This is a genomic window from Chlamydia abortus (genome assembly GCF_002895085.1).
GTDB classification, from domain to species: Bacteria; Chlamydiota; Chlamydiia; order Chlamydiales; family Chlamydiaceae; genus Chlamydia; species Chlamydia abortus.
In genome coordinates this window covers 670306-695713 of the sequence record NZ_CP024084.1, presented here as the reverse complement: position 1 = coordinate 695713, position 25408 = coordinate 670306, and the positions used below count along the sequence as shown (strand labels likewise).

The window sequence follows — 25408 nt, the reverse complement described above, 5'->3', positions numbered from 1 at the left end:
ATCCCATGGTATCTTATGGCCAAAATTCCCTATGCTATTTTAGAGAAAGGTTCGTTACTATTAGCTTCTCCTGATACAGATCAGGGAGTATTTGCTCGTAGTGTAATTTTGTTATGTGAGCATAGCCTCAATGGTTCTTTTGGTCTCATTTTAAATAAGACCTTGGGTTTAGAAATATCCGACGATATTTTTCCTGTCGATAAAGTATCAAATAACAATATCCGTTTTTGTATGGGAGGTCCCTTACAAGCGAATCAGATGATGCTTTTGCATTCCTGTTCAGAAATTCCCGAACAAACTTTAGAAATTTGCCCTTCCGTATATTTAGGGGGGGATCTGTCTTTTTTACAAGAGATTGCTTCTAGTGAGGCAGGACCTATGATCAATCTATGTTTTGGTTATAGTGGTTGGCAAGCAGGACAATTGGAAAGAGAATTCCTTGATGGGAATTGGTTTTTAGCTCCTGCAAGTTATGAATATGTCTTTACCGATTCTCCTGAAAATCTTTGGTCTATGATTCTGAAAGATTTAGGGGGTAAGTATGCTTCGCTGTCTACAGTCCCGGAGAATCTTTTGTTAAATTAGCTTCTAGTGTTTATTTATTATAAGCTCAGTCTTTTCCTAGGTTTTAAAGTTGTCATGTTTCAAAATAACCCCGGATTTTTTTAGGGGGTTATATGCCGATTATTGAAGAGTCAACTATGACTTACGCGGAGGCTTGTCGCTATTTTCCTGGAGGAGTCAATTCTCCGATACGTGCGTGTATTCCTGTGGGGATTCTTCCTCCCATTGTCTCTAGTGCTCACCGTGATATTTTCATAGATAGTTTTGGTAAGACATTTATAGATTTTTGTGGGTCTTGGGGATCATTAATACACGGTCATGGCCATCCAAAAATTTTAGATGTTATTTGTAATTCAGCATCTCAAGGTACCTCGTATGGTCTAACTTCAGAAAATGAAATTTCTTTAGCAGCAACATTATTTTCCTGTTTGGAGTTCGAGGACCATAAGGTGCGGTTTGTCTCATCAGGTACGGAAGCTACCATGACCGCTGTGCGTCTTGCTTGCGCCACTACGGGGCGTTCCATAATGATTAAATTTTTAGGATGCTATCATGGACATGCCGATGTTTTGTTAAAAGGTATCTCTATAGATGAGAGCAATATCCACCAAGTTCCTCATATTGTAGATACCTACTTTTCGGGAAATCCTTATTTGCCTTTGAATTTGATCTTGCCCTACAACGATATACAGATTTTCAAAGAAGTTATGCTTCAGGTCGGGGAACGCGTTGCCTGTGTAATTTTTGAACCTATAGCTATCAATATGGGGGTTGTTCTCCCAAAACCTGGATTTATTGAGGGGGTGATAACTATAAGTCGCAGGTTTGCAGCTCTAACGATTATGGATGAAGTCGTGACTGGATTCCGCATGGGAATCCGCGGTGTCCGCTCTATAATGGATGTAGATTCTGATATTACTGTGTATGGGAAAATCTTAGGAGGAGGTATGCCGGTAGCTGCTTTCCTCGCTCACCACAGGATTATGGATCATTTACTTCCTTTAGGACAGGTATTCCAAGCGGGAACACTTTCTGGGAATCCTATTGCTATGGCTGTAGGAAAAGCTTCCCTAGAGTTATGCCGTGAAGTAGATTTTTACCCTAAATTAGAGAATCTTGCCCAAAGTTTCTTTGCTCCTATAGAAGAGGTAATTTGTCATCAAGGTTTCCCCGTATCTTTAGTGAGAGCAGGGTCGATGTTTTCATTTTTCTTTAGAGAAACACCCCCGACAAATCTCCGTGAGGTGCAGGAATGTGATCACCAAATGTTCGGAGTATTTTATCGTCATGTCTTTGCTCAAGGAGTGTATTTATCTCCAGCTCCCATGGAAGCAAGCTTTCTTTCTTCTGTACACAGTAAGGAAAATCTAGCCTATACGCAAAATGTGCTTATTGATAGTTTAATGAAAACATTCGGTAGCCTTTAAAATACAAGGGCTTCTCAAAATTTTGAGGATGTGGAATATGGAGGCAAAAAAACGTGCTCGTATTTTCCAAATACTTTGTGTTTTTCCTTTGGAATTAGGCAGATGGATGGGGTTCACTTGTGCAGTGATAAAAAGCTTATCATGGAAGAAGAGCTTATTTCGATCTGTAAATATTCAGGGTTATGATATCGGTGTAGCTTCTTTACCCGTAGTGATTCTTACTGGAGCTGTAACAGGAATCGTTTTGGCTTTGCAGTCCTGCTATCAATTGGGAATCCATGGATTGTCCTGTGCTATAGGATTTTTCGTAGTAAAAAGTATTTTAGTAGAAATAGGTCCTGTTCTTACCGCCCTCGCTCTTTCTGGAAGAGTCGGAGGAGCTATTTCTGCTTTTTTAGGCACTATGCGTATGACCGAACAAGTGAGCGCAATGGAAACTTTAGGAGTGAATCCTTTAGCATACTTCGCCTTACCCAGGATTATCGCAGGCACTATTGCTATGCCTGCTTTGGTCATTGCCGCAGTCTGGTCAGGGATCTTTGGTGGTTATTTACTCTGTCGTTATGCTTTTCAATTGCCAGCACAAGTATATTTACATATGGTTTCTGGGAATGTATTCATATCCGATATTGTGATGGTCATTGTGAAGTCCTTAGTATTCGGATTTATTATCACATCTTTAGCTTGTTATCAGGGATTAGGGAAGCATTGCCGCATTACAGATGTGGCTAAGGTGACTACTGCAGGAGTTGTAACCTCATATATTTCTATTCTATTCGCTAATTGTGTGATTACAGCATTCTTTCATGTTCTAGGTTACTAGGGAGAGGTATGGTAGAACCCTGGATTTCTGTCGATCGCATTTATAAGAGTTATTGCAATAACGAAGGTCAAGGCCATACGGTACTGCAGGGGGTTTCTTTGCAGGTATTTCCTGATGAGTTGTTGGTCATTCTAGGAAAATCAGGCACAGGAAAAAGCGTGCTTCTTCGGCATATTATAGGGTTAGAGGTCCCAGACTCTGGAGAAGTGCGCTATGCTAAAGAACTGACTCATAAAGGGCGTTTAAAAGATTTTACTATTGGTATGGTGTTTCAGGGAGGAGCTCTCTTTGATTTTCTCTCTGTTCGAGAAAATGTCGCTTTCGGTCTTCATGCTTATAATGACCGGCATAAAATATTTTCCCCACAAGAGATCAACGCTAAGGTGGATCAAGCTTTGTCTAATGTAGGATTAAGTTACGCTGCGGATTTTATGCCGAGTAAATTATCTGGGGGTATGGTAAAGCGCGTCGCCTTAGCCCGATCTTTAGTCTATTCTCCTAAGCTTGTCCTTTATGATGAGCCTACAGCAGGTTTAGATCCTATGACGAGTCGAGAAATGACACACTTAATTTTCCAATTGCGAAAAGAACAAGGAATAGGGGGTATAGTCATTACTCATGATATTACATTAGCATTAGCGCTTGCAGATCGCATTGCTATCCATGATAAAGGCACTATACCCCGTATCTATACAAAGGAAGAATTTATAAAGACAAACGATGCTTTGGTTAGGCAATTCTTTGCCGGTCATCAGCATGGTGAAATGCTGATTAAGGAGGGCTAATGTCTAAGGAAGATCGTAAATCAATATTTTTTGGAGTATTTCTTTGTGTAGGCATGCTCGGTTTATTTTCTGTCATGCTATTCACTCCCAAAAGTCGTGGAGATGGAAAACAAGAAATCCATGTCGCCTTTACTCACCTCAGTGGAGTAAGTAAAGGAATGAATGTGTGTCTAGCAGGTCAGATTATCGGTTCTGTAGCTTCTGTGCACAATATTATGGATAAGGGAATTTCCCGAGATACCAGACAGTTATATTGCTACGAACTCGTTTTGAAAATTGATTCGGGAATTACTCTTTATAAAGACGATACTTTTGCTATGTACTCTCCTAAAATTATAGGAGAATCTATAGTCAATATTCTTCCTGGAAAGATAAGAACTGAAGACAACCGCTTGTGCTCTCAGGATTTAGTCTACGGTAATCATATTGATCCTATTGAGAAGTTGATACAGTTTGTCGATAAGGCTGACAAAGCCTTGGGGAGACTCGAAACAGAAACTGTTCATATTTATGAAAAATTATCTTCCTTGATTGATGACGATAAAGACTCTTCATTCATCCAGCAGGCTCGGTTAGTCACAGAGTCTATACACAAAAGTGCTAACAGATTAGCGGATTGCTTAGACGGTGAGCGTGTTGCCCGTTTCGATGGGCTAATGAGTGACTGTCGGGAGATCGCCGGCATCGTGAAAGATTACGGATTATTATATCAATACAATTCGCAATGGAAAAAACAGCAAAAAATAAAAGATAAGAAAAAACACTTGTTACAGAATCAAGAAGTCGCTTTGGAAAATAGATAGATTTTTTGTTTTGTCTATGTAATGAATAAAATGTTCCAAAAGAGTATTAGGGCTGTTTTATGGATAAGATATCGGATGCAGTAAGCGAAGCTCTAGAAAAGGCTTTTGAGCTCGCGAAATCACAAAAAAATCCTTACGTAAGCGAAAACCATTTCCTTAAATGTCTATTAGAAAATACTGAATCACTATTTTATTTAATTATTAAAGAGATTCAAAGCAATCCTAAATTGCTGATTTCTGCAGTCGATAAGGCTCTATCGTTAGAACCTTCAGTTGTTGAAGGAGACGCTATGCCGAAACCTTCTTCAGGGCTGCAAAGTTTACTTCTAGATGCCAAACATGAGGCAAAAGATCTCGGAGATACTTACCTTTCTGGAGATCATGTATTATTAGCTTTTTGGAAATCCAACAAGGAGCCGTTTGCTTCTTGGAAAAACACGGTAAAAATATCCTTAGACGATCTTAAAAAACTCATTATTAATATAAGGCGTGGCAATCGTATGGACTCTCCTAGTGCGGAAAATAATCTCCGGGGCCTAGAAAAGTATTGTAAGAACTTAACTTTATTAGCGAAAGAAGGGAAGCTGGATCCTGTCATTGGCAGAGATGAAGAAATTCGTCGTACAGTGCAAGTGCTATCACGAAGAACGAAGAATAACCCCATGCTGATAGGTGAACCAGGAGTAGGGAAAACAGCAATAGCGGAAGGCTTGGCTTTACGCATAGTTCAAGGCGATATTCCCGAAAGCTTAAAAGGTAAACATCTTTATGTTTTAGATATGGGGGCATTAATCGCGGGAGCAAAATATCGCGGGGAATTTGAAGAACGCTTAAAAAGTGTGCTTAAAGATGTAGAATCTGTGGATGGGGAAAGTATTTTATTTATTGATGAGGTGCATACTCTCGTAGGTGCTGGAGCTACCGACGGAGCTATGGATGCTGCAAATTTATTAAAACCCGCTTTAGCTCGGGGGACTTTGCATTGCATTGGGGCGACTACTCTGAATGAATATCAAAAGTATATTGAAAAAGATGCCGCGTTAGAACGGCGTTTCCAACCCATTTTTGTCACCGAGCCTTCCTTAGAAGATGCTGTATTTATTCTTCGTGGTCTCCGTGAGAAGTATGAAATTTTCCATGGCGTACGTATTACTGAGGGAGCATTAAATGCTGCCGTGCTTCTTTCTTATAGATATATTCCTGATCGTTTCCTTCCTGATAAAGCGATCGATCTTATTGATGAAGCTGCTAGTTTAATTCGTATGCAAATTGGTAGTTTACCTCTACCTATCGATGAAAAAGAACGCGAGCTCGCAGCATTGATTGTTAAACAAGAAGCTATAAAACGCGAAAAAGCTCCTGCCTATCAAGAAGAGGCTGAAGCTATGCAACAGTCTATAGATCAGCTGAAAGAAGAACTTGCAGTGTTACGACTACGTTGGGACGAGGAAAAAAAACTTATTTCCGGTCTGAAAGAAAAAAAGAATTCTTTAGAAAACATGAAGTTTTCTGAAGAAGAAGCAGAACGTATTGCCGATTACAATCGCGTTGCGGAGTTGCGCTACAGCTTGATCCCTGCTCTTGAAGAAGAAATCCGTCATGATGAAGAAGCATTAAATCAAAGGGATCATCGTTTGCTTCAAGAAGAGGTAGACGAGCGTCTTATTGCTCAAGTAGTCGCAAATTGGACAGGCATTCCTGTGCAAAAGATGTTAGAAGGTGAAGCAGAAAAACTTCTTGTTTTAGAAGAATCCTTGGAAGAACGTGTTGTGGGTCAACCGTTTGCTATTTCTGCGGTAAGTGATTCTATACGTGCGGCGCGTGTTGGACTGAGTGATCCCCAACGTCCTTTGGGGGTATTCCTATTTTTAGGCCCTACAGGAGTTGGAAAAACAGAGCTCGCTAAAGCTCTCGCGGATCTTTTGTTTAATAAAGAAGAGGCTATGGTACGCTTCGATATGACCGAATATATGGAAAAGCATTCCGTGTCCAAGTTGATCGGATCGCCTCCAGGTTATGTAGGTTATGAAGAAGGCGGAAGCCTGTCCGAAGCTTTACGTCGAAGACCGTATTCTGTTGTACTCTTCGATGAAATCGAAAAAGCAGATAGGGAAGTTTTTAATATTCTTTTGCAGATTTTTGATGAGGGCATCCTTACAGATAGTAAGAAACGTAAGGTAAATTGCAAAAATGCTTTATTCATTATGACTTCGAATATAGGTTCTCAAGAACTCGCCGATTACTGCGCGAAAAAGGGAAGTGAAGTCAGTAAGGAGACAGTGTTGTCGGTAGTTTCTCCAACATTACGGAAATACTTCAGTCCTGAGTTCATCAATCGTATTGATGACATTCTTCCTTTTATTCCTTTAAGTACCGAAGATATTGTAAAAATCGTCGGCATTCAGATGCGTAGGGTTGCCCAACGCATGTTAGAAAGACGAGTCACGTTAACATGGGATGATTCTGTTATACTCTATCTCAGTGAGCAGGGGTATGATAGTGCTTTTGGAGCACGACCTTTAAAACGGTTAATTCAGCAGAAGGTAGTTACACTATTATCGAAAGCTTTACTTAAAGGTGATATTAAAGCAGATACTTCTATAGAGTTAACGATGTCCAAAGATATCATACTGTTTAAAAAAGTTAGCGGTTAATTTCCAAGAAGTACACTCTTAGAAATTCTTCGTGATTGTGAGCTTTTTCATGTTTGAAGAAGAGTCTTAGCGTCACAGGCCGAGGAGGCCCTACCCCGTGGGAACGGGGTAGGAGAGGTGGATGAGATTAGAACTGGATCTTCGATCCGAGATCTACGTTATAGGTTCGTGAAGATCCCCTGAGCTCGAAACCGAACTGGCTGAAGATTTCTATGTTGTGACTTAAAGACAAGTAGTTTCCTGCTTGTAGCATGAAGGCGCTTCGCGCAAGGTTGTTGGCTTTCGTTACCCAGACAGCAGAGTCGGGGCTTACTAACAGAGAAGTAGTACAGTCAGGGTTACTTCTTACGATATCAGGAGAATAAGCAGCAGTGACATGATAAGAAGCTGTATCGTTGTTAGCAAATCTCTCAAACTTGATGCCGATAGGCAGAGAAAGGTTGGTGAGATTGCTGCTTTCGAAGTATCTTCCCTGATCGCTATTGTTTTCCTTAAAGTCATCTTGGTGCGTATGCACAAGTTGAAACTTCAGGAAAGGTGAGTACATATCGAATAGGAGAGAAGATTCTGTTTGGATAGGCACAGTTGCACCAAGCTCGACTCCGAAACAATCGTTACCCCAATCACCCTTGATTTCTGCATACGTTGTTTTACGAGGAGCGTAAGTAGTCGTCATGTTGGTTTTCATGTCGTTTGAAGCATGACAATAAGTTAACTGTGCGTTAAGGACTAACGGAGCTTCTGCACCGATAGTGTTTTGTAGCAGATTCTGCCAAGCGCTCCAATAGGAGATATGCTGATAATAGAGAGAACCTGCGTAAATGTTGGCGTTGTTTTTCGACACTAAATAGTCTTTGTCCTTTCCGAAGAGTTGGCAGAAAGCCGCACTGAAAATATCATCAGAAGGAGTTTTTGCGTAGACGCCTAAAGCGTATCCGGCGCTATTGTGACGGAACTTGCGTTTAGTATCAGAGCCACTTTTGTGTAAGAAGTTAGCTAGACCGGATACCCAAAAACCTCTATGGTAGTCAGCGCCATTGACGCTAATATCCATTAAGTTTTGTATAGCTCTGAGGTCAGAGAATGCACCCCAAAGAGTATTCGGGACTAAAGGTCCTTGACGTTCTGGGTTAGGGGAGTAGCCAGTTTGTTCCCAAGTTAGAGTGGCTGTTTTTGTAGCTGTTTCGGTGTCCCAAGTTACTGTCCAATTTCCTTGGTAACCGTAATGAGTAGGAGGGACATAATTTGTTAGATTATCTGTAGGCTGTGTGACTGTACTAGCGTTAGTTGTAGCTACTATTGCTGTGAAAGGTTTAGACGTAGCAAGAATAGGATCTTCATAAGCATTGCCATCAGCATCGACTAGATTGACAGCGTTAATAGTTATAGCTTGACTTGCTGTATTTGTTGCGAGTTTAGCAGGAGAGGTACCCCCCCCCCCCCCCAACGAGGCGATGTTAATATCTAGATTAGTTAGGGTGATGGTTTCTCCACCTGAAGAAGGCGTCTGTAATGTGGTCCCTAGATCCATGACAACGGTAGATCCCGCTTCCTGCGTTACTTGTTTTGCGGTTACAGATACACCATCTTTAAGTACAAGAGATCCTGCTGATAATGTGATGGGTTGGTTGAAAGTAGAAGCTAGGTTTTCCGCTCGTGCTTTTTCTTCATCGGATAATTTTTCACCTGAGAAGACGATCTTTCCTGTATAATCAACAGTTTCTTTTTTATTAATGTTTAGTTCATCAGATCCTCCCCCAGTAATAGGGTCATAGAAGAAAATTCCGAAGCCGTCTTTAGCACGTAGCTTTGTAAATTTCCCTGTGCCGAGATCTATGGAATTTCTTGTTACTGTAGAACTTCCACCACTAGTTTTGATGATTTTGTTCCCATCGAAGGTAATATCTCCGAGATCAGCGGTTAGGCTACATTCACCACTTGAATCTTTTATGCTAATAGCTCCGCCTTTAGGGGATGAACCGTTGGATACAGAGTTGTTAGAAAATAATGTAGGCCCACCTGAGACAATGGTGAGTTTATCAGCATAAATAGCCCCGCCTTTTGAAGTGGAGGAGTTTTCTGAGAAAACCAGATTCTGATTATTTTCTATTTTTAATTCAGCATCACTGCTTCCTTTACACTGGATAGCCCCACCTTCTGCTGTTGAGCAGTTTTTATGGAAGACAAGACTAGAGTTATCTTTTAAAGTTGTGTTGCCTTTAGTCTGTATAGCTCCGTAACCAGTTGTGCCTGGAGGACAATAAGCACATGAAAATAAAGAAAATCCTGAGATGCCTAAGGTTTTTCCTTGACCTTGAACATTAATGGCTCCGGGGTTACTAGCTGTAGTAGTAATATTATCAAAGCAAAGAGTATACCCGTTTCCTAGGAAGGTAAGGTTATCAGTAGCTGAGAAACAACTTTTCTTTAGACCTGAATCTTTCCCTGCAAAGGAGATACACACATTGCCTTCACAAGTATACGTTGTTCCTGATGAAGTTTCTTTTACCTGGAACTCCTCAGAGGTCACATTTCCATTATAGCTATCGGAGGGAGTTAAGGCTGTTTGAGCGTCGTTAGCGAAGCTCAAAGAATTCGAGGCAAATAGGCTCGAGGATATTAAGAACCAGTAGACTGGATGTTTCATAAATTCATGCTTTGGGTGATTTGAGATATCCTAACTCGATCATAAAAATAATTAAAAGTCAAGGTCACCAGCTAGAGTAGACAAAGGGAGGCCCTGCTCCGTGTCTACGGAGCAGGGGAGGTGGATGAGATTAGAACTGGATCTTCGATCCGAGATCTATGTTATAGGTGCGGCAAGAACCTCGGAGTTCGAAACCGAATTGACTGAAGAGCTCCGTGTTGCGAGTTAAAGCCAAGTAATTTCCTGCTTGTAATATGAAAGCATGCCGCGCAAGGTTATTAGCTTTAGTTACCCAGACAGCAGAGGTTGGGCTCACTAACAGAGAGGCAGTACAGTCAGGGTTGCTTCTTACGATATCTGGAGCATAAGCCAGGGTAAGGTTGTAAGAAGCGGTATCCTTGTGAGAGAATTTTTCCAATTTCACACCTATGGGCATAGATAAGTTGGTGAGGTTATTACTTTCAAAGTATCTTCCTTGATCGCTATTGTTTTCCTTAAAGTCATCTTGGTGCGCATGCACAAGTTGTAGCTTCACGAAAGGTGAATACATATCGAAGAGGAGAGATGCCGTTTCTATGGGCGCTTTAGCTCCGAACTCGACTCCGAAACAATCATTTCCCCAATCACCTTTGATTTCAGGGTGTGACGTTTTTAGGAGTATATGTATTTGTCATGTTTGTCTTCATATTATTAGAAGCATGACAATAAGCTAACTGTGCGTTAAGGACTAACGGAGCTTCCGCACCGAGAGTATTTTGTAGCAACGTATTCCAGGTATTCCAATAAGAAATATGTTGATAATAGATGGAACCTGCATAGACAGTGGAACTATTTTTAGAGACTAAATAGTCTTTGTCTTTTCCGAAGAGTTGGCAGAAAGCCGCACTGAATACGTCTTCTGAAGGAGTTTGTGCATAGACGCCTAAAGCATACCCAGCACTATGGTGACGGAACTTGCGTTTAGTGTCAGAACCGCTTTTGTTTAGGAAGTTGGCTAGACTAGATACCCAAAAACCTCTATGGTAATCAGCGCCATTGACGCTGATATCCATTAAGTTTTGTATAGCACGGGTATCAGAGAATGCGCCCCAGAGAGTGTTAGGCACTAAAGATCCTACACGTTCTGGATTAGGAGAGTAACCCGTTTGTTCCCAAGTTAGAGTGGCTGTTTTTTCTTGGGCGCTTGATCCTTGTTTCCAAGTGACCGTCCAATTACCTTGATAACCGTAATGGGTAGGAGGAGTATAATTTTTTAGATTGGTTTCGGGAGGTGTGACTGTGCTTGAGGAGGTTGTGGCTGTTATTGCTGAGAAAGATTTTGATGCGGAGAGTATGGGATCTTCATAAGTATTGCTGTCAGTATTGACTAGATTAACAGCGGCAATACTTATAGCTTGGCTTGCTGTATTCGTTGCGAGTTTGGCTGGAGCAGTACCCCCCCCCCCCCCCCAACGAGGCGATGTTAATATCCAAATTCGTTAAGGTAATAGTTTCTCCACTGGAGGACGGTGTTTGTAACGTAGTCCCTAGATCCATGACAACGGTAGAGCCCTTTGTCTGTGTAATTTTTTTTGCTTCTAGAGTGACACCATCTTTAAGGACTAAAGAACCCGCACCGATTTTTAGGGGTTGTTTGAAATATGATTTCAGATTGGCCGGAACCGTTTTTTCTTCATCAGATAACTTTTCTCCTGAGAAGACGATCTTTCCTGTATAAGTAGTGTCGCTTTCAGTTTTATTTAGCTCGATTTCTGTAGATCCTCCTGTGTTAGCGATAGGGTCATAAAAGAAAATACCAAAACCTTCTTTAGCATTGAGTTTTGTGAATTTTCCACCAGAGCCGAGATCGATGGAATTTCTTGTTACTGTAGGACTTCCACCATTAGTTGTGATGATTTTGTTTCCATCAAAGGTAATATCCCCAAGATTCGCCGTTAGACTACATTCACCATCTGAATCTTTGATACAAATAGCCCCGCCTTTAGGGGATGAATTGTGGGATACGGAGTTGTTAGAAAATAACGTCGGTCCCCCTGAGACAATGGTGAGTTTATCGGCATAAATAGCCCCGCCTTTTTCCTTAGAAGAATTCTCTGAGAAAACAAGATTTTTATTATTTTCTAGCTTTAACTCAGCAGTAGAGCTGCTTGATTTACACTGAATAGCGCCACCCTCTGCTGTCGAACAGTTTTTATGGAAGACAAGACTAGAGTTATCTTTTAAAGTTGTGGTGCCTTTAGTCTGTATAGCTCCGTAACCGGTGGTTCCTGGAGGGCAGCAATAGGCACATGAAAATAAGGAAAATCCTGAGATGTCTAAGGTTTTATTGGTACCACTAACACTAATAGCTCCGGGGTGACTAGATTGTGTAGTAATATTATCAAAACACAAGGTGTAACCATTTCCTATGAAAGAAAGATTTTCAGTAGTTTCTGAGAAACAACTTTTATTTAGAGGAGAATCTTTCCCTGCATAGGAGATGCACACATTACCTTCGCAAGTATAAATTGCTCCTGATGTAGTTTCTTTTACCTCGAATTCATCAGAGGTGACATTTCCATTATAGCTATCCGAGGAAGTTAAGGTTTCATTTGTTACCTGAGCAAAGCTCAAAGAATTCGAGGCGAGTAGGCTTGAGGATATTAAGAACCAGTAGACTGGATGTTTCATAAATTCATGCTTTGGGTGATTTGAGATATCCCAAGTCGATCATAAAAATATTAAAAAGTCAAGGGGATCGTCTCTAATTTAGACACAACTCCAACCTTTTACATATACGCATTTGTGATTGCAAAGATAGGTAGGCTTTTGGAAGATGATGAAATAGAAACTATTCCTTATTTCTTTTCATGATCTATCTGTGATCTAAGTCATGAGTAAATAAAGAATCACAATATGAGAGGAACCGTGGTATAATTCTCACATCAGTAAGTTCAGATAAAAGATACTCAGGAAGTACCATTTATGATGCCAAGGTCGCTGTTTGCTATTTTTGTGTTTGTTATTGCTGTAGAAGGATTTGGCTCAAAGATATTTTGTGAAGGTGCGACGATCCCGCAAGATCAATATGAGGATTTTTGGAATCTTGATCCCTACTGTTTGGAAAGCTTGTGCGCTTATTTTGTGATACATGGTAATCAACAAAGTAGACAGAAACTGGAAAAGTTTTTTCCTCAGCTAACCGTTGATGAACTAAAAACTTTATCTCATTGTGTTTTACTATCTAAAAATCCCGATTATGTTTTTTCAAAAGAAGATGTTGAAGTTATAAAAAAACTGAACCTGCAGGGGATCTCTTTTCTATGCTACAAGGATGATACGTCTTTTCTTCCTGCAAAAGATCTTGCGCGTGCTCTGGTATACGCTGAATTCCCCGGAGAAGAGGGAAAGAGTAAAGCAGAACATTATACACATTATTTAGATATTTTAGCTCTGCGTGCTTATATAGAACGTCAGCGCTACTTAGATAGGGAACAAAGTCCATTAGGATCGGAGGCTTATCATAGAGCAACTATAGAAGCTCTGAATACGATTCTGTTTTATGAAGAAGGGATTCGTTACCCATCAAAAAATGAAATGTTTTCCGATGAATTTTCTTTTTTATCTTCGGTAGCAGACCGAAAATTCGGTGTCTGCTTGGGCGTGTCTTCTCTTTATTTATCCCTAGCACAACGTTTAGAACTCCCTTTAGAATCAGTTACGCCCCCAGGACACATCTACTTAAGATACGGAGGAGGAAAGGTCAATATCGAAACCACTGCAGGAGGAAGACATCTTCCTACGGAGCATTATTGTGATTGTTTACACGTTGATGAGTTAAGAATACGCTCTGAAAAAGAGCTTATAGGCCTAACTTTTATTAACCAAGGGTCTTTTGCTTTGCAAAAGCAACGATATCATGAAGCTGACCTAGCTTATGAAAAAGCCAAGGAATACGTAGACGATCATGAACTCGAAGAGCTTTTGGGTATTGTAAAAATCCTAAAAGGTCAGAGAAAAGAAGGGGAGGCTCTTCTTAAAAGCTCTGCACAAGCACAGACTACGGGGTCAGTAGCTCATGATTACCTCCAAGGAAATATAGATCAAACAACATTGAAACTCTTGTTTACACATCCAGGATCTACATACGACGAGGTCCTTTCTTACCAAGAGGCGTTAAAAAAGGCTGTGCAACGCTCACCCAAATGTTGTGAATCTCGTCGTAGACTGGCCTCTGTATTACTTCATCTTGGGAAAATAGCTGAGGGTGTGGCTCTTTTAGAGCAGAGCGCTAAGGAAGCACCAGAAGACATCGCTCTACATTTAAAATTATCTAAGGTTCTTTGCGACCGTCATGATTATGTAAAAGCCCAGAAATATTTTTTAATAGCGGATGGCCTATTGAAAGGTAGGGGAATACAGGATGATAAGAAGTCGTTTACTCTGTACCACGAAATTCGCAAAAAAATATTTTTAATAGCACCTTAATATTAATATTTTGATTTATTGAGATTAATATTAATTTTCTATATACTTAGTTGTCCGTTATTTCTATATATGTGTTTTATGGCTTCTAGTATAGAGGGAAATTCCGTGCCTACCCGATTGAGTGTCTCGAGTATTCGCTCTAGGTGTTCAGATCTTGTGATGGTAATGAATCAGAGAGCTCTGGTTGTTCCGCGATGTAGAGTCGTTCTCGAACTTGCGGCGGCTATTATAGGAACAGGGTGTTTGGCGTTATCTATAGCCTCTTTAACCGGTCTCGTAGCTTTGAGTTCGAGTATTTGGCTAGTACCCACAGGATGTGTTCTGGGTGTTGCTTTGCTAACTTTCGCGATTACATCTGTTTTCTTACGACAGGGTGAACTCAGGAGAGAAAGAGAGTGGAGAAGTCTCACTATGCGCTGGTATCACCTAGTAAGTGATTTAAATAGACAATACCCTCTAGGACATACAGCACGCCATTCTTGAAATTGAGGTGTACTCAAGGCGAGTGGTTAATAAATTTTTCATTGTTATATGTTTATATTTTTGCCTAGAGATGTTTCAATAGCAAAATTATAAATCAATATTTTAGGTGTATTATGTCGTGTAAACAAGTCGTGTTGGACATACGTGATGGTTTAGGCTTAAGTGGCTTTACTTCTGCTCATCTTGTACAGAATAAATTGTCTGTTAATTTGACTCGTCTAGTTATGACCTTAGTCGCCGTGCTTCTTGGTTTAGGTGCTTTAATCTGTGGTATTGGCACTTGCACAGCAGCAGCGTTCACAGTGATGTCTTTAGCTGGCGGTGCTTCTATAGCTTTAGGATTAGTCTTACTCATGTTAGCTAGCTACTGGGGGTACGGGGCTATGTCTAGTTATCGTCATAGAACAGTACAGCTCGCTCCCAATCTACAAACCCCCTAATTGAGCTTCTCAAATAGAGTGTAAGCGTTACTGAGATAAATAACTCAAGTTTGTTGAAAACCGTTCTATAATTCAAAGATGATAGAACGGTTTTTTTATGCGATAATGCCTTCACGAGCTGATTTCTCATACACACAGGAGGCATATCTGCAGATACGTCTAAGGGTACAGGTCTCTAGTTAATCACGAACTTCTTCTTAGTGCTTGTTATCAACCTGTCCTTACACGTTGGTTAGACATCTGTGGGCAGTTATAGTAAATTTTTGTTTTTATGTACTTAAAAATTAACATTTTATATCGTTCTCCTGAAAATTAAGATAGGAGATGGTTATGAGTTTCGTAACGAGCCTCAACGTAGTTGCTAATGGTTTAGGACGAATTGATTTATCAAGAGAAGCTGTTCTTGCTTTTAATAAACAAGAGCATTTATGCCCCAGTATAACCGAGTTGCTATTGCAGCACTAGTAGCCATCATAGCGATAGTATCTATCATTGTAGCTAGCATGAGTTGCTCCGTTGGTGGAACAAGTGCATATTGTGGTGTTATCACCATTGCTTCATCTCTAGTTGGACTTGCTTGGTCAGCTATTGTATTAAAACGTATGTTTGTTAGCTGATAAGATAGGATATCGCCCTTTTGCCATGACTCTACAAAGGGCTGATGATAGAAGAGAGAGTAGACTGTTCTGAAAAAATCTCTCTTTTCTATTAAGGGCAGGATTTGTGACTCTCCCAGCGATTGCTTAGATTGTATACCTCGGTATGTGTTCCGTTGTAGCATGAATCCTTGCCCATAGACACTATTTGTGGCGTATTTTTTGAGAATGGTACTACAGCTTTAGTGTGATTCTCCATCTCTTCGCCTAGTGATTATGTCTAAAGTGCAGTTTTCCATAACTATGGATCTATTTTTAACAGAAATCACTCCTTAAAATAGGCTTCCACAGGATCTTTCTCGATGTATAGGAAAGGTTTTTTCTTTTTTCATAATGTAAACAGGTCTTCTTAGCGCTTCAAGAAAATAGAATGTATTTTTTGCAAAGGATCTGATCAAAGTCTGGTAGCGGGTAATCTTGGCTCTAGGACGGTGGCTTTCTCATTATTTTTATGATCAGAGAATCTCTGATTGAATGTTTGCATCTGGTTATATAATCTATGTGCTGTCTCTGGATATTTATGAAAATAGAGAGGTTTTGATGCCTTTTATTGAAAATGTGAAAGATGTTTTTGGTGGCTTAGGGAATTGTGATCTATCCGTAGACAAAATCCCTGCATTTAGAACAGAGCGTAGATGTGTAGATATCAGTAGGGCAGTGATTGCTGTTGTTGGCGCTATATTTTCTATTGCAATTTTAGTTCTTGGAGTGACAGCCTTAAATTTATGTTGTCCGACGTCTGGATTGGCAGGTGGATGTACGATTGTTTTGGGGATTCTTTTATTGTCTTGGGTTGTGGTAATGATTCTTCGTTTATGTGGCGTGGGGAAAATTACTAAAGAACCTTTGGTAAGAGTTGCAGGTATAGAAGAAGGAGATAGGGCCGACCGCGTAGTGACCGATGTGCGAGCTGCCGAAGTTTGTAGTTAAGTGACTATAGAAATAACAATAGATTGTAACTAACTGTGGTTAAGAGAGAGTGATGAGCACACAATCTTTTCGCGTGTTGTTTATTCTTAAGAACAAAGAAGGACTTTAGGAGAATCTTTCCAAAGTCCTTCTGTGTTATTCTTGTATATTGCAATCATCCCTTTCCCTTACTATAGTTAGCTCAATATAAGCAGAAGATAGAAAATCTCAAAAAGGCAAGGAGTTTGCTCCATGGAAAGCGAGCAGAATATTGGAATTGAGTTTTTAGGTGACTATAAGATTCTCTGTTATTTGCGAAAGGACTTATGGTGCCAAGATATCCTTGCTGAGCACCGTTTTATAAAAAAACGGTATATTTTAAAACTACTGCATTCGGAATTTTCCTCATCAGAAGCATTTATGAATGCTTTTCATGAAACTATTATAAAATTAGCAACAATAAAACATCCTGGCATTCTCTCTATAGAAAATGTTTCACAAGCAGATAATCAGTATTTTTTAGTCACTGAAGAAAAAGAAGTTCCCACGCTTTCCTTAAGTCAATATCTTTCTAGTTTCCCTCAGGGATTATCAGAGTTAGAAATTCAAGAGATTGTTGTACAGTTGGCAGAGGTTTTAGATTATGCACACTCTAGAGGGTTAGTTCATGGTGGCCTGAGTTTAGACTCTGTACATGTGGATCTTTCAGGAGAGTCTCCTACGGTGTTTTTACCTGAGTTAGGATTTTCTTTTTTGCTCAAGGATCACTATACTCAGCATCTTTTAACAAAGTTCCCAGAGAGATCATCTTTAGATAAGTTAAAGGAATTACTTGTATTTCAAGCTCCAGAACCTATGTCAGGAACAATTTCTGAAGATGTTTATGCTTTTGGAGTGATTGTTTACTTTTTATTATTTAGAAAGTTCCCTCAGGGAGTCTTTCCTTTGCCATCGGAAGCTTTCCCTGATTACATTTATTCATGGGATCAATTAATTAAATCCTGTTTGAGTTATTCTATAGATAAAAGACCCAGGAAACTGACTCTCTTAATTGTAAAAAAAACACTGGGAGAACAGCTCCTTACTGCGAAAATGCAGTGTAAGGAAGAACAACTGAGGGAAATAAGTAACGAACCGCAGGTCCCTAGCGTTGCGAATATTTTCCGAGAAGGTGAGAAAAGAATACATCAAGAACCTTCTGATCATTTAGCTTTTGTTCTTGTAGAAGCAAAATCTATAGACGAGGCTATGGATACTTCTGTAGATTCTACAGAAGAGGTTGTTAGGGAAGATGAAAGCTATGCGAATGCCTTGCAGTCCTTATTAATACGAGAACCTGTTGTTAGCCGTTATGTAGAAGAAGAAAAAGAAGAGGTGAAACCCCAACCCTTATTCACAGAAATGGTATTTATCGAGGGAGGAGCTTTTATTCGAGGGAGTCGCGAAGGGCAACGAGACGAACATCCTGTACATGAGATTTTCCTGCAGAGCTTTTTCCTAGATATACATCCTGTGACCAATGAGCAATTTGTGCGTTATTTAGAATGCTCAGGAAGCGAACAGGATAAGTATTATAATGAGCTGATCCGGCTTAAAGATTCTCGCATACAACGACGTTCAGGCAAGCTGGTTATCGAGCCAGGTTATGCGAAACATCCGGTTGTTGGTGTGACTTGGTACGGGGCTTCTGGCTATGCTGCTTGGGTAGGGAAGCGTCTCCCTACAGAAGCTGAATGGGAAATAGCCGCATATGGAGGTGTCGCTCAGCAGCGTTATCCTTGTGGTGAAGAAATCGATAAGAGTCTGGCGAATTTCTTTAGTTCCGATACAACAGCAGTCATGAGTTATCCTGCAAATGCCTATGGATTATATGATATGGCAGGAAACGTATACGAGTGGTGTGAAGATTGGTATAGCTATGACTTCTATGAACTCTCTGCTCAAGAATCCCATGCGCCGCAAGGCCCTGCTCAAGGGGTATATCGCGTCTTGCGCGGTGGTTGCTGGAAAAGCTTAAAAGATGATCTTCGTTGTGCTCATCGTCATCGTAATAATCCTGGTGCGGTAAATAGTACCTATGGTTTCCGCTGCGCAAAAGGAGTTAAGTAAATACTGCATGCAAAGTACATATTCCAGAGAACAGTATATCTCTCTGTGTAAAGATATCGAAGAAGATGATTATCGCTATTATGTTCTTCATAATCCCACAATCTCAGATTATGACTATGATATGAAAATGCGGCAGCTTCTTTCTATAGAAGCTCAGCATCCCGAATGGAAAGTCTTATGGTCTCCTTCTATGCGTCTCGGAGATCGCACTTCAGGGAGCTTCCCTATTGTCGCTCATGCGCACCCTATGCTGTCTATCGCTAATGCCTATACTTTAGAAGAGCTTTACGAGTTCTTTTCCCGTATAGAGAAAACGTTAGGGTATACTCCTAAATATACCCTAGAAATCAAAATCGATGGTATTGCCGTAGCTATTCGTTATGAGCAGAGAGTTCTTGTACAGGCTTTAAGCCGTGGGAATGGACGTAAGGGAGAGGATATCACAGCCAATATCCGTACGATACGCTCGCTTCCCCTACGTTTATCCAAAGAGGCTCCAGAATTCCTTGAAGTTCGAGGTGAGGTGTTTTTTTCACGAGCTACTTTTTGCCAGATAAATGCTGCACAAAGACAAGCTGAGAAACCTGAATTTGCGAATCCAAGAAATGCTGCGGGTGGCACTTTGAAATTGTTATCCGCTAAGGAAGCAGCACAAAGAAATTTAGAAATTTCTATTTACGGATCGTTAGCAGAAGAAAATAAGCGATCGCATTATGAGAATCTCCTGCTGTGTAAGGAGTGGGGATTCCCTGTATTTGGTCAGCCCCGCCAGTGCCAAACTATAGAGAAAGTCGTCGCCTCTCTCCACGAGATAGAAGTAGCGCGAGCGCAACTCCCCATGGAAATCGATGGTGTGGTGATCAAAGTAGATGATATAGAAGATCAAAAAGTCTTAGGAATGACAGCGAAGCATTATCGCTGGGCACTGGCGTACAAGTATGCGCCAGAACGGGCTGAAACTATTTTAGAAGACATCATAGTTCAGGTAGGCAGAACGGGGGTGTTGACCCCAGTGGCTAAACTACGACCGGTAGTGTTGTCAGGATCTAGGGTTTCTAGGGCTTCTCTATATAATGAAGATGAAATTGAGAGAAAAGATATCCGTATAGGTGACACTGTCTATGTCGAGAAGGGGGGAGAAATTATTCCTCAAGTTGTTGGTGTTTGCCTAGAAAAGCGTCCAGAAGGCACCCAGCCTTGGGTGATGCCCGAATATTGTCCTGTTTGTCATCAGAAGGTCACTCGCGAATCCGATAAAGTTTCTGTCCGTTGTACGAACTCCTTGTGTTCTGCAGGAGTTATTGAAAAAATCCGCTTTTTTTGTGGAAGAGATGCTTTAGATATTGATCATCTCGGTGAAAAAGTTGTGACAAAGTTATTTGATTTAGGGTGCATTCATCGACGCTGTGATATTTTTCAAATCACTGAAGAAGATCTCCGCCAGGTTCCAGGATTTAAAGATAAGTCCATAAGAAACGTTCTTAAAAGTATAGAGAAAGCCAAAAGTGTACCTTTAGATCGTTTTATTACGGCTCTTGGTATTCCTTATGTGGGTATAGGCGGAGCCAACGCTCTTGCTCAACATTTTCTTTCTTTAGAATCTGTGATGGCGGCCTCTTTAGATGATCTGAAAGCTATAGAGGGCATCGGAGATAAGGTGGCAGAGTCGATAGTTGCGTATTTTCATCAACCAGAACATCTCGAAGAGATTCAAAAAATGCTTTCTCTAGGGGTGCATATTTTACCTTGCCATAGGGCAAGCTCTTCTTGTTTAGGGAAAGCCTTCGTGATCACGGGAACCCTGGAAAAATTGACTAGGTCCGAAGCAGAAACTTACATTCGCAATTGTGGCGGTAAGGTGGGTTCGTCCGTGTCTAAAAACACTGACTATCTTGTTGTGGGCCAAGATCCCGGATCCAAGTTAAAAAGAGCTCAAGAACTGGGAGTCCCCATTCTTAGTGAGGATGAGTTGTTAAAACTTCTTTACTAAAGTCAAACTATCTCATTTGTTAAGTTCTTAATTATTTTTTATTAATAAAATGATAAGAACAATCTTCGCATATATGATTTAATAAAAATTCTTTTAGAGTTATAATGCTTATCTGAAAGTTCAATTTTTTTTTAAATTACTATATTTTTTGAGGTTGTCTGTGTCTATTTCTCTAGTTAATGGAGACACTAATCAAAATTCTCTGAGAGGACAGCGGGATTCTGTTTCCTTACCATCTCCATTGAGCCCGGAGGCAAAAGGCCTACGTGCGGGATTGACTACTCAGCAAGTTCTTTTAGAAGCTGTAGAGGGAGAGCTCTCCTCTATGGAACAAACGGATCTGAAAAAGATGCGTTTGTACAAGATTGCCCTGATTATTCTGACACTCGTAGGACTAGCGATTCTTTTTGTTATTCCTGTAATGATGATTTTCAATATCAGTCTGTGGATTCCTGTCGTTATTACTCTAGGTATGTCTTTATTTACTGGGCTTGCCAGCACGAAATTACGCGCCCGTTGTCAGGAGATAAGATTAAAATATCGTTCTCTACAGGTGTATCACAGACATTTAATGAGTCAGCATCCAGATTTAAGAAGCTCGACTTTATCTAAGTATCATATTGAGATTCCTAAGGGGGGATCTTTAAAAGAGAAGCTTCTTGCTAAGCTACGTCCAGACATGAGCCAAAATGTTTATGACGGAGGAGCCACTCTTGATAAGAATATCGGGTTATCTGGGGAAATGCACTCCCGTTACCAATGTAACGCACTTTTAGGTGTTGACGGTGTTGATGACGCAGCCTGGCAAAAACGTCTTTCTGATGTGTTGAATGCTAAGGTCGAGTTATTAAAGAATAATTCCGCATACTCTACTTTACGCGCACTTTCTAACTCCTCTCTTCAAGAAACTGGGGTAGATTTGCCAGCACTCCTCCCAGGAATCGACTTCGTCGACCTTGCAAAATCTTTGATGAGTATCTGCGGATTTGGCAATAAAGTTGGTCTGGAGATTCGTCAGACTCTAGACCAGTATGAGCGTACCTACTTACATAGCAATACACTTTCGTCCTGGTTATTAGATATTACACCGGCGACACGTTTATATTTGTCTCAGGAACAACAAACTGTGGATATCACCTTAGATATATTCACAAAGTTGCAAACGCATATCGCCAAGGTCCAACTTGCAGATTGGTTAGTAGAGTTTGAAGCTTGGAAAACGGATGTATATGCTTTATCTAAAGACCCTACGTTAACCGATCTGTATTCAAAAATTCAAGCCGGCGCGAATAAGCTGAATACTCATGAGAGTATAGACGCTACGCGTCAGTTGATGATTAGAAATATTGTAGATCAGCTTAAGAATATCATCTCAGAACATGAATCCGGGAATGTTGCCGAGGCAGATACTATAAAAACAGCTCTGCAAGCCTCGATAAAGACAGAGACGAAGAACATACGTACATTCCTAGGGGATAAACGTGCCAATGCTGCGGATTTATCTAATAAAGTGCAGACAGAGTTGATCGGTTATCTTGCTAATCTTGGCAATCTGAGTTCCTTGTTTGATAAAATTCATAGGTGCATACAGCTTGGGAAGTTTGTCCGGATGGACATAGAGAAGGCTATCCAGAAACATCCTGACAAGCAGCGTGTGAGAATTTTGAGTTCTATAAACCAGCTGTTAAACTTAGTGAATAAGGATAGTTGGGGAGCTATATCTCCAAAACCTGTGGAAGAGATTCTCCAAGACAAGAATGCAATTATTCAAGACTTAGAAAAAGCCCGTGAGAAGGTCGAAGGGTGGAGTGAGAAGTATAACACCTTTAAATCTCAAAAGATGGCTCTAGTCTTGATGCATGATTTCTCAGAGAACTATGCGACTATAGAATCTGAAATTGATAAGTTAAAGACATCACATCATCAAGCTGAGGATGTCGCAGGTTTTATTCAAGGATGTCGTACTTTCTTAGATACGACCTACAATGCTCTTGGAGGTGCTGCAGCTCTTCCTACCAAAGAAGATATTGCGGCATGGGCCGAGGAGTTTAAAGCTCTTATGGGAGAGTTGTACTCTATTGTTCCTGAAATTCAAAGTATTGGACAAAGAATTCAAGTTGAAGGGACAACGACAAGATCCTTGTTATGGCAGGCACTGGCAAGTAAGGAGTCTTCATTAAAGACAGCATCTAAGAAGAAGGAATTAGAGCTCGTAGCCGCTATTCAATCGACCCAACCGAGACCTCAGGAAACGATCGATGTTTTACTTGATTCAGGTATTGATCATATACAAGCGATCCTGACGGAGATGACTCATTTAGAACAATCTTTAAGTTCTCCCGATAACATTGCTGTTGAAGAGGTCATACGTGCATCGAATCAGCTATTTTCAGTTATGCATGAGCCTAGATCGGGTAAGTTAGCAGATTTAGAAACTGTATTGTCATCCTATGGTGAACAGGATGTCCTGGTAGAGGTAGCAGAACTTGGAGAGGTAGCAGAAAGTACTGCGCAAACGGTGAGTGATGCCCAGAATGTAAGCAAGAGTTTCTGGGAAACACGTAATAACGATTTAAGCAGTTTCTTGAATCAGGTACAAAAAATAGCCAGTAAGTGGAACAAAGGACAATCTTTGGTCATGTTTGTCTTGGGAGTAGGGATGCTTATAGCAAGCTTATCTCTATTGTCTCTGCAAATGGTCTGGCTGCCGATAGGTCTTAGTGCTGCGGCACTGGTCTTACAAATCATTCCTATGGTTTTTGACCATATCATCGAGGAGAAAACTTTTGATGTGCGTGTAGCATCATTAGCCAAAGATTTACTGCCGGCAACAAAGATCCTCCCTTCAGAATTTAACAATCCTGATGTGCAGCGTCTTTCTCGAGTTCAGGATATTTTACAGCTAGAAGGTTTTGAGCATAGCTGGGCTAGGGGAATCGTTCGTGATTTAGATGGAGATCCTTCTCATAAGAAGGACGATTTCAAAAAATCGATCCAAGAGCTGAAAAGTTTTTCAAAATCTTTAGATAAAAGGATACAGAGACGCTTTGGCACTACAGATCTTCAAGGTGTTATAGATAGAAAAAAAGCGTCTGAGGAAACCGTTAGAGACCCAGCGTCATTAACTTCCGATCAACAGGAGGCTACAGATCACCTTGTTCTACAACCTACAGATGCTGCTAGAGAAATGATCTTAGCTAGTGGTCAGCGACGTTTGGATGAAATTACTGTAGAGATCGGTCGACTAGAAGAAGAAGAAAATAAGATAGTCAACCATCGCATGCGTTATGATAATGAGCTACTCAGTTATCGTCAGCAGGTAGCGTATAAAAATCAGCTACAACAGCGTCTTGAGCATGCTAGAGCACAGTTCTCTGAATTAGAACAGATGCTTGTGGAGAGTCGAGGTATGGCGGATGTCCTATCTCAAATAGTGTCTCAAATACCAGATCAGCAAGTCGATGCTAATGAAATCAAGAGTCGGGTAGAGGCTCTTACTCAATTGATGTTTAAAATTGATGACCCCAATGCGTCTGATGCTATAGTCAACGAAGCTAAACAGTTATTCGATAACCTAGTTAAAGAATCTGCTGAAGCTGGGTACCTACAGGAGATTCAAAATACATTAGAACTATCTTCTTGCTTAGGGAACAATGACGTCAGACTGGATCAACACCGTAGGGATCAGCTAGCACGTTTCGAAGTCTCTAGAGCAAGAACTTTAGAAGATCCATCTCAAAGGACGATTGTCGGTGAGCAAGAGCTCGAAGTGCGTAAGAGAGCCTTGGATTATTTGGGTATAGGTCATCTCTCCCCATTCTTAGAGTTTTCTTCTCCTATTCCTGGTAAAGGATGGTCGCTAGCTCAAGGTGCTCTAGGAGAGCTTCAATGCTTAAAGCAAAAAATTTCTGACGGAGAAGAAGTTTCTACAGAAGAGTATCGAAAAGCACAAAGATTACTTTTTTCTTACTTAAGAGTAGAAAGAAACTTATCCCCACTAGCCTATGGGACGCTGCTAGGAGACGAAAACTTTGTTAGAAGTACACAAATTATAAGAGAAGGAAAATCTCTCCAAGGGGTGGTAGCGGTAAACGCAACCATGGGTAGACACCACTTGTATTCTTTAGCGTCGCAACGTATTGATAGTTGGATCATGAAGAATGTCCATAAGAGAAAAAATACTCGATTAGTTGCCAATTTACTCGAACATGTCCGTGCTAATGAGAGGGTAGATGGTCAGAATCAGGATCTATTGCGTGATTTGTACCAGAAACTATTGCAACAGCCGAAGTATGTTTTGACACGTTTAGTGAAAGATTTCCAAGTGAAAGCACTAACGGCCACACAAAAAATACAAAATGTTAAAGAAATCGAGAAAAAATACATCATAGCCTCTAGCGTAGTCGGGGAAAAAGATAAGATGTTTGCCCAGGGACGTACTGAATGGGAAAGAGAATTAGAAGCTTTGTCTCAAACTCTTCAAGAGTTACAGAAAAGAAAACGGGCATTAATTCAAGAAAAAATTGCGCTAGGTCATACGTTATACTCGAGTCATCTCTAGATCTTCATGGAGTAGGGCACTCTACTAGCTAGGGTACAGAGTAGGCAATTCGGAAGAGTGATGATAGTGAGAAAAGTAGAAAAACGTTTA

At 40.6% G+C, this 25408-nt stretch carries 15 protein-coding genes and 1 pseudogene; 14 read left to right on the top strand and 2 right to left on the bottom strand.

The features are described from left to right. Nucleotides 1–15 precede the first annotated feature (15 nt). The 6 genes from CHAB577_RS03185 to CHAB577_RS03160 all read left to right on the top strand — a co-directional run bounded on the left by CHAB577_RS03185 (nt 16) and on the right by CHAB577_RS03160 (nt 7056). Nucleotides 16–585, top strand: a complete 570-nt coding sequence (locus CHAB577_RS03185) for a YqgE/AlgH family protein (protein WP_011097197.1) — start codon at nt 16–18, stop codon at nt 583–585. A 92-nt stretch (nt 586–677) separates the two neighbouring features. Then, nucleotides 678–1991, top strand: a complete 1314-nt coding sequence (locus tag CHAB577_RS03180) for an aspartate aminotransferase family protein (RefSeq protein ID WP_011097196.1) — start codon at nt 678–680, stop codon at nt 1989–1991. A 37-nt stretch (nt 1992–2028) separates the two neighbouring features. Beyond that, on the top strand, nt 2029–2814 hold the full coding sequence (locus tag CHAB577_RS03175) for an MlaE family ABC transporter permease (protein ID WP_011097195.1): 786 nt from the start codon (nt 2029–2031) through the stop codon (nt 2812–2814). A gap of 8 nt (nt 2815–2822) precedes the next feature. Further along, nucleotides 2823–3599, top strand: coding sequence for an ABC transporter ATP-binding protein (locus CHAB577_RS03170; RefSeq protein WP_011097194.1), 777 nt, complete (start codon nt 2823–2825; stop codon nt 3597–3599). Next, nucleotides 3599–4402 (top strand): MlaD family protein, encoded by an 804-nt coding sequence (locus CHAB577_RS03165; RefSeq protein ID WP_011097193.1) that lies wholly within the window; start codon nt 3599–3601, stop codon nt 4400–4402. Before CHAB577_RS03170 ends, CHAB577_RS03165 begins: the two co-directional genes overlap by 1 nt. Before the next feature lie 59 nt (nt 4403–4461). Then, nucleotides 4462–7056: an ATP-dependent Clp protease ATP-binding subunit gene (locus CHAB577_RS03160; protein ID WP_011097192.1), complete on the top strand. Its 2595-nt coding sequence runs from the start codon at nt 4462–4464 to the stop codon at nt 7054–7056. 127 nt (nt 7057–7183) lie between these two features. On the opposite strand, the gene CHAB577_RS03155 is transcribed toward CHAB577_RS03160, so the two are convergent. Beyond that, the gene (locus CHAB577_RS03155) at nt 7184–9703 is read right to left on the bottom strand and encodes an autotransporter domain-containing protein (protein WP_011097191.1); all 2520 of its coding nucleotides are present in this window, start codon (nt 9701–9703) and stop codon (nt 7184–7186) included. A 130-nt stretch (nt 9704–9833) separates the two neighbouring features. Beyond that, a pseudogene (locus CHAB577_RS03150) lies at nt 9834–12373 on the bottom strand (autotransporter domain-containing protein). Between the two features lie 294 nt (nt 12374–12667). Here CHAB577_RS03150 and CHAB577_RS03145 point away from each other — a divergent pair. The 8 genes from CHAB577_RS03145 to CHAB577_RS03110 all read left to right on the top strand — a co-directional run bounded on the left by CHAB577_RS03145 (nt 12668) and on the right by CHAB577_RS03110 (nt 25318). Further along, complete coding sequence (locus CHAB577_RS03145) at nt 12668–14170, top strand: transglutaminase family protein (RefSeq protein ID WP_011097190.1); 1503 nt, start codon at nt 12668–12670, stop codon at nt 14168–14170. A gap of 165 nt (nt 14171–14335) precedes the next feature. After that, complete coding sequence (locus CHAB577_RS03140; RefSeq protein WP_173024180.1) at nt 14336–14653, top strand: hypothetical protein; 318 nt, start codon at nt 14336–14338, stop codon at nt 14651–14653. Nucleotides 14654–14766: 113 nt separating this feature from the next. Further along, nucleotides 14767–15093: a hypothetical protein gene (locus CHAB577_RS03135; protein WP_006344216.1), complete on the top strand. Its 327-nt coding sequence runs from the start codon at nt 14767–14769 to the stop codon at nt 15091–15093. A 428-nt stretch (nt 15094–15521) separates the two neighbouring features. Beyond that, nucleotides 15522–15710 carry a hypothetical protein gene (locus CHAB577_RS03130; protein ID WP_231908331.1) on the top strand — a complete coding sequence of 63 codons (189 nt, stop codon included), beginning with the start codon at nt 15522–15524 and terminating at the stop codon, nt 15708–15710. A gap of 513 nt (nt 15711–16223) precedes the next feature. Further along, nucleotides 16224–16679: a hypothetical protein gene (locus CHAB577_RS03125; RefSeq protein WP_173024160.1), complete on the top strand. Its 456-nt coding sequence runs from the start codon at nt 16224–16226 to the stop codon at nt 16677–16679. Nucleotides 16680–16910: 231 nt separating this feature from the next. Next, complete coding sequence (locus CHAB577_RS03120) at nt 16911–18767, top strand: SUMF1/EgtB/PvdO family nonheme iron enzyme (RefSeq protein ID WP_011097186.1); 1857 nt, start codon at nt 16911–16913, stop codon at nt 18765–18767. 7 nt (nt 18768–18774) lie between these two features. Further along, nucleotides 18775–20757: an NAD-dependent DNA ligase LigA gene (gene ligA, locus CHAB577_RS03115; protein WP_011097185.1), complete on the top strand. Its 1983-nt coding sequence runs from the start codon at nt 18775–18777 to the stop codon at nt 20755–20757. A gap of 160 nt (nt 20758–20917) precedes the next feature. Next, on the top strand, nt 20918–25318 hold the full coding sequence (locus CHAB577_RS03110) for a hypothetical protein (protein WP_041461334.1): 4401 nt from the start codon (nt 20918–20920) through the stop codon (nt 25316–25318). Nucleotides 25319–25408 lie beyond the last annotated feature (90 nt).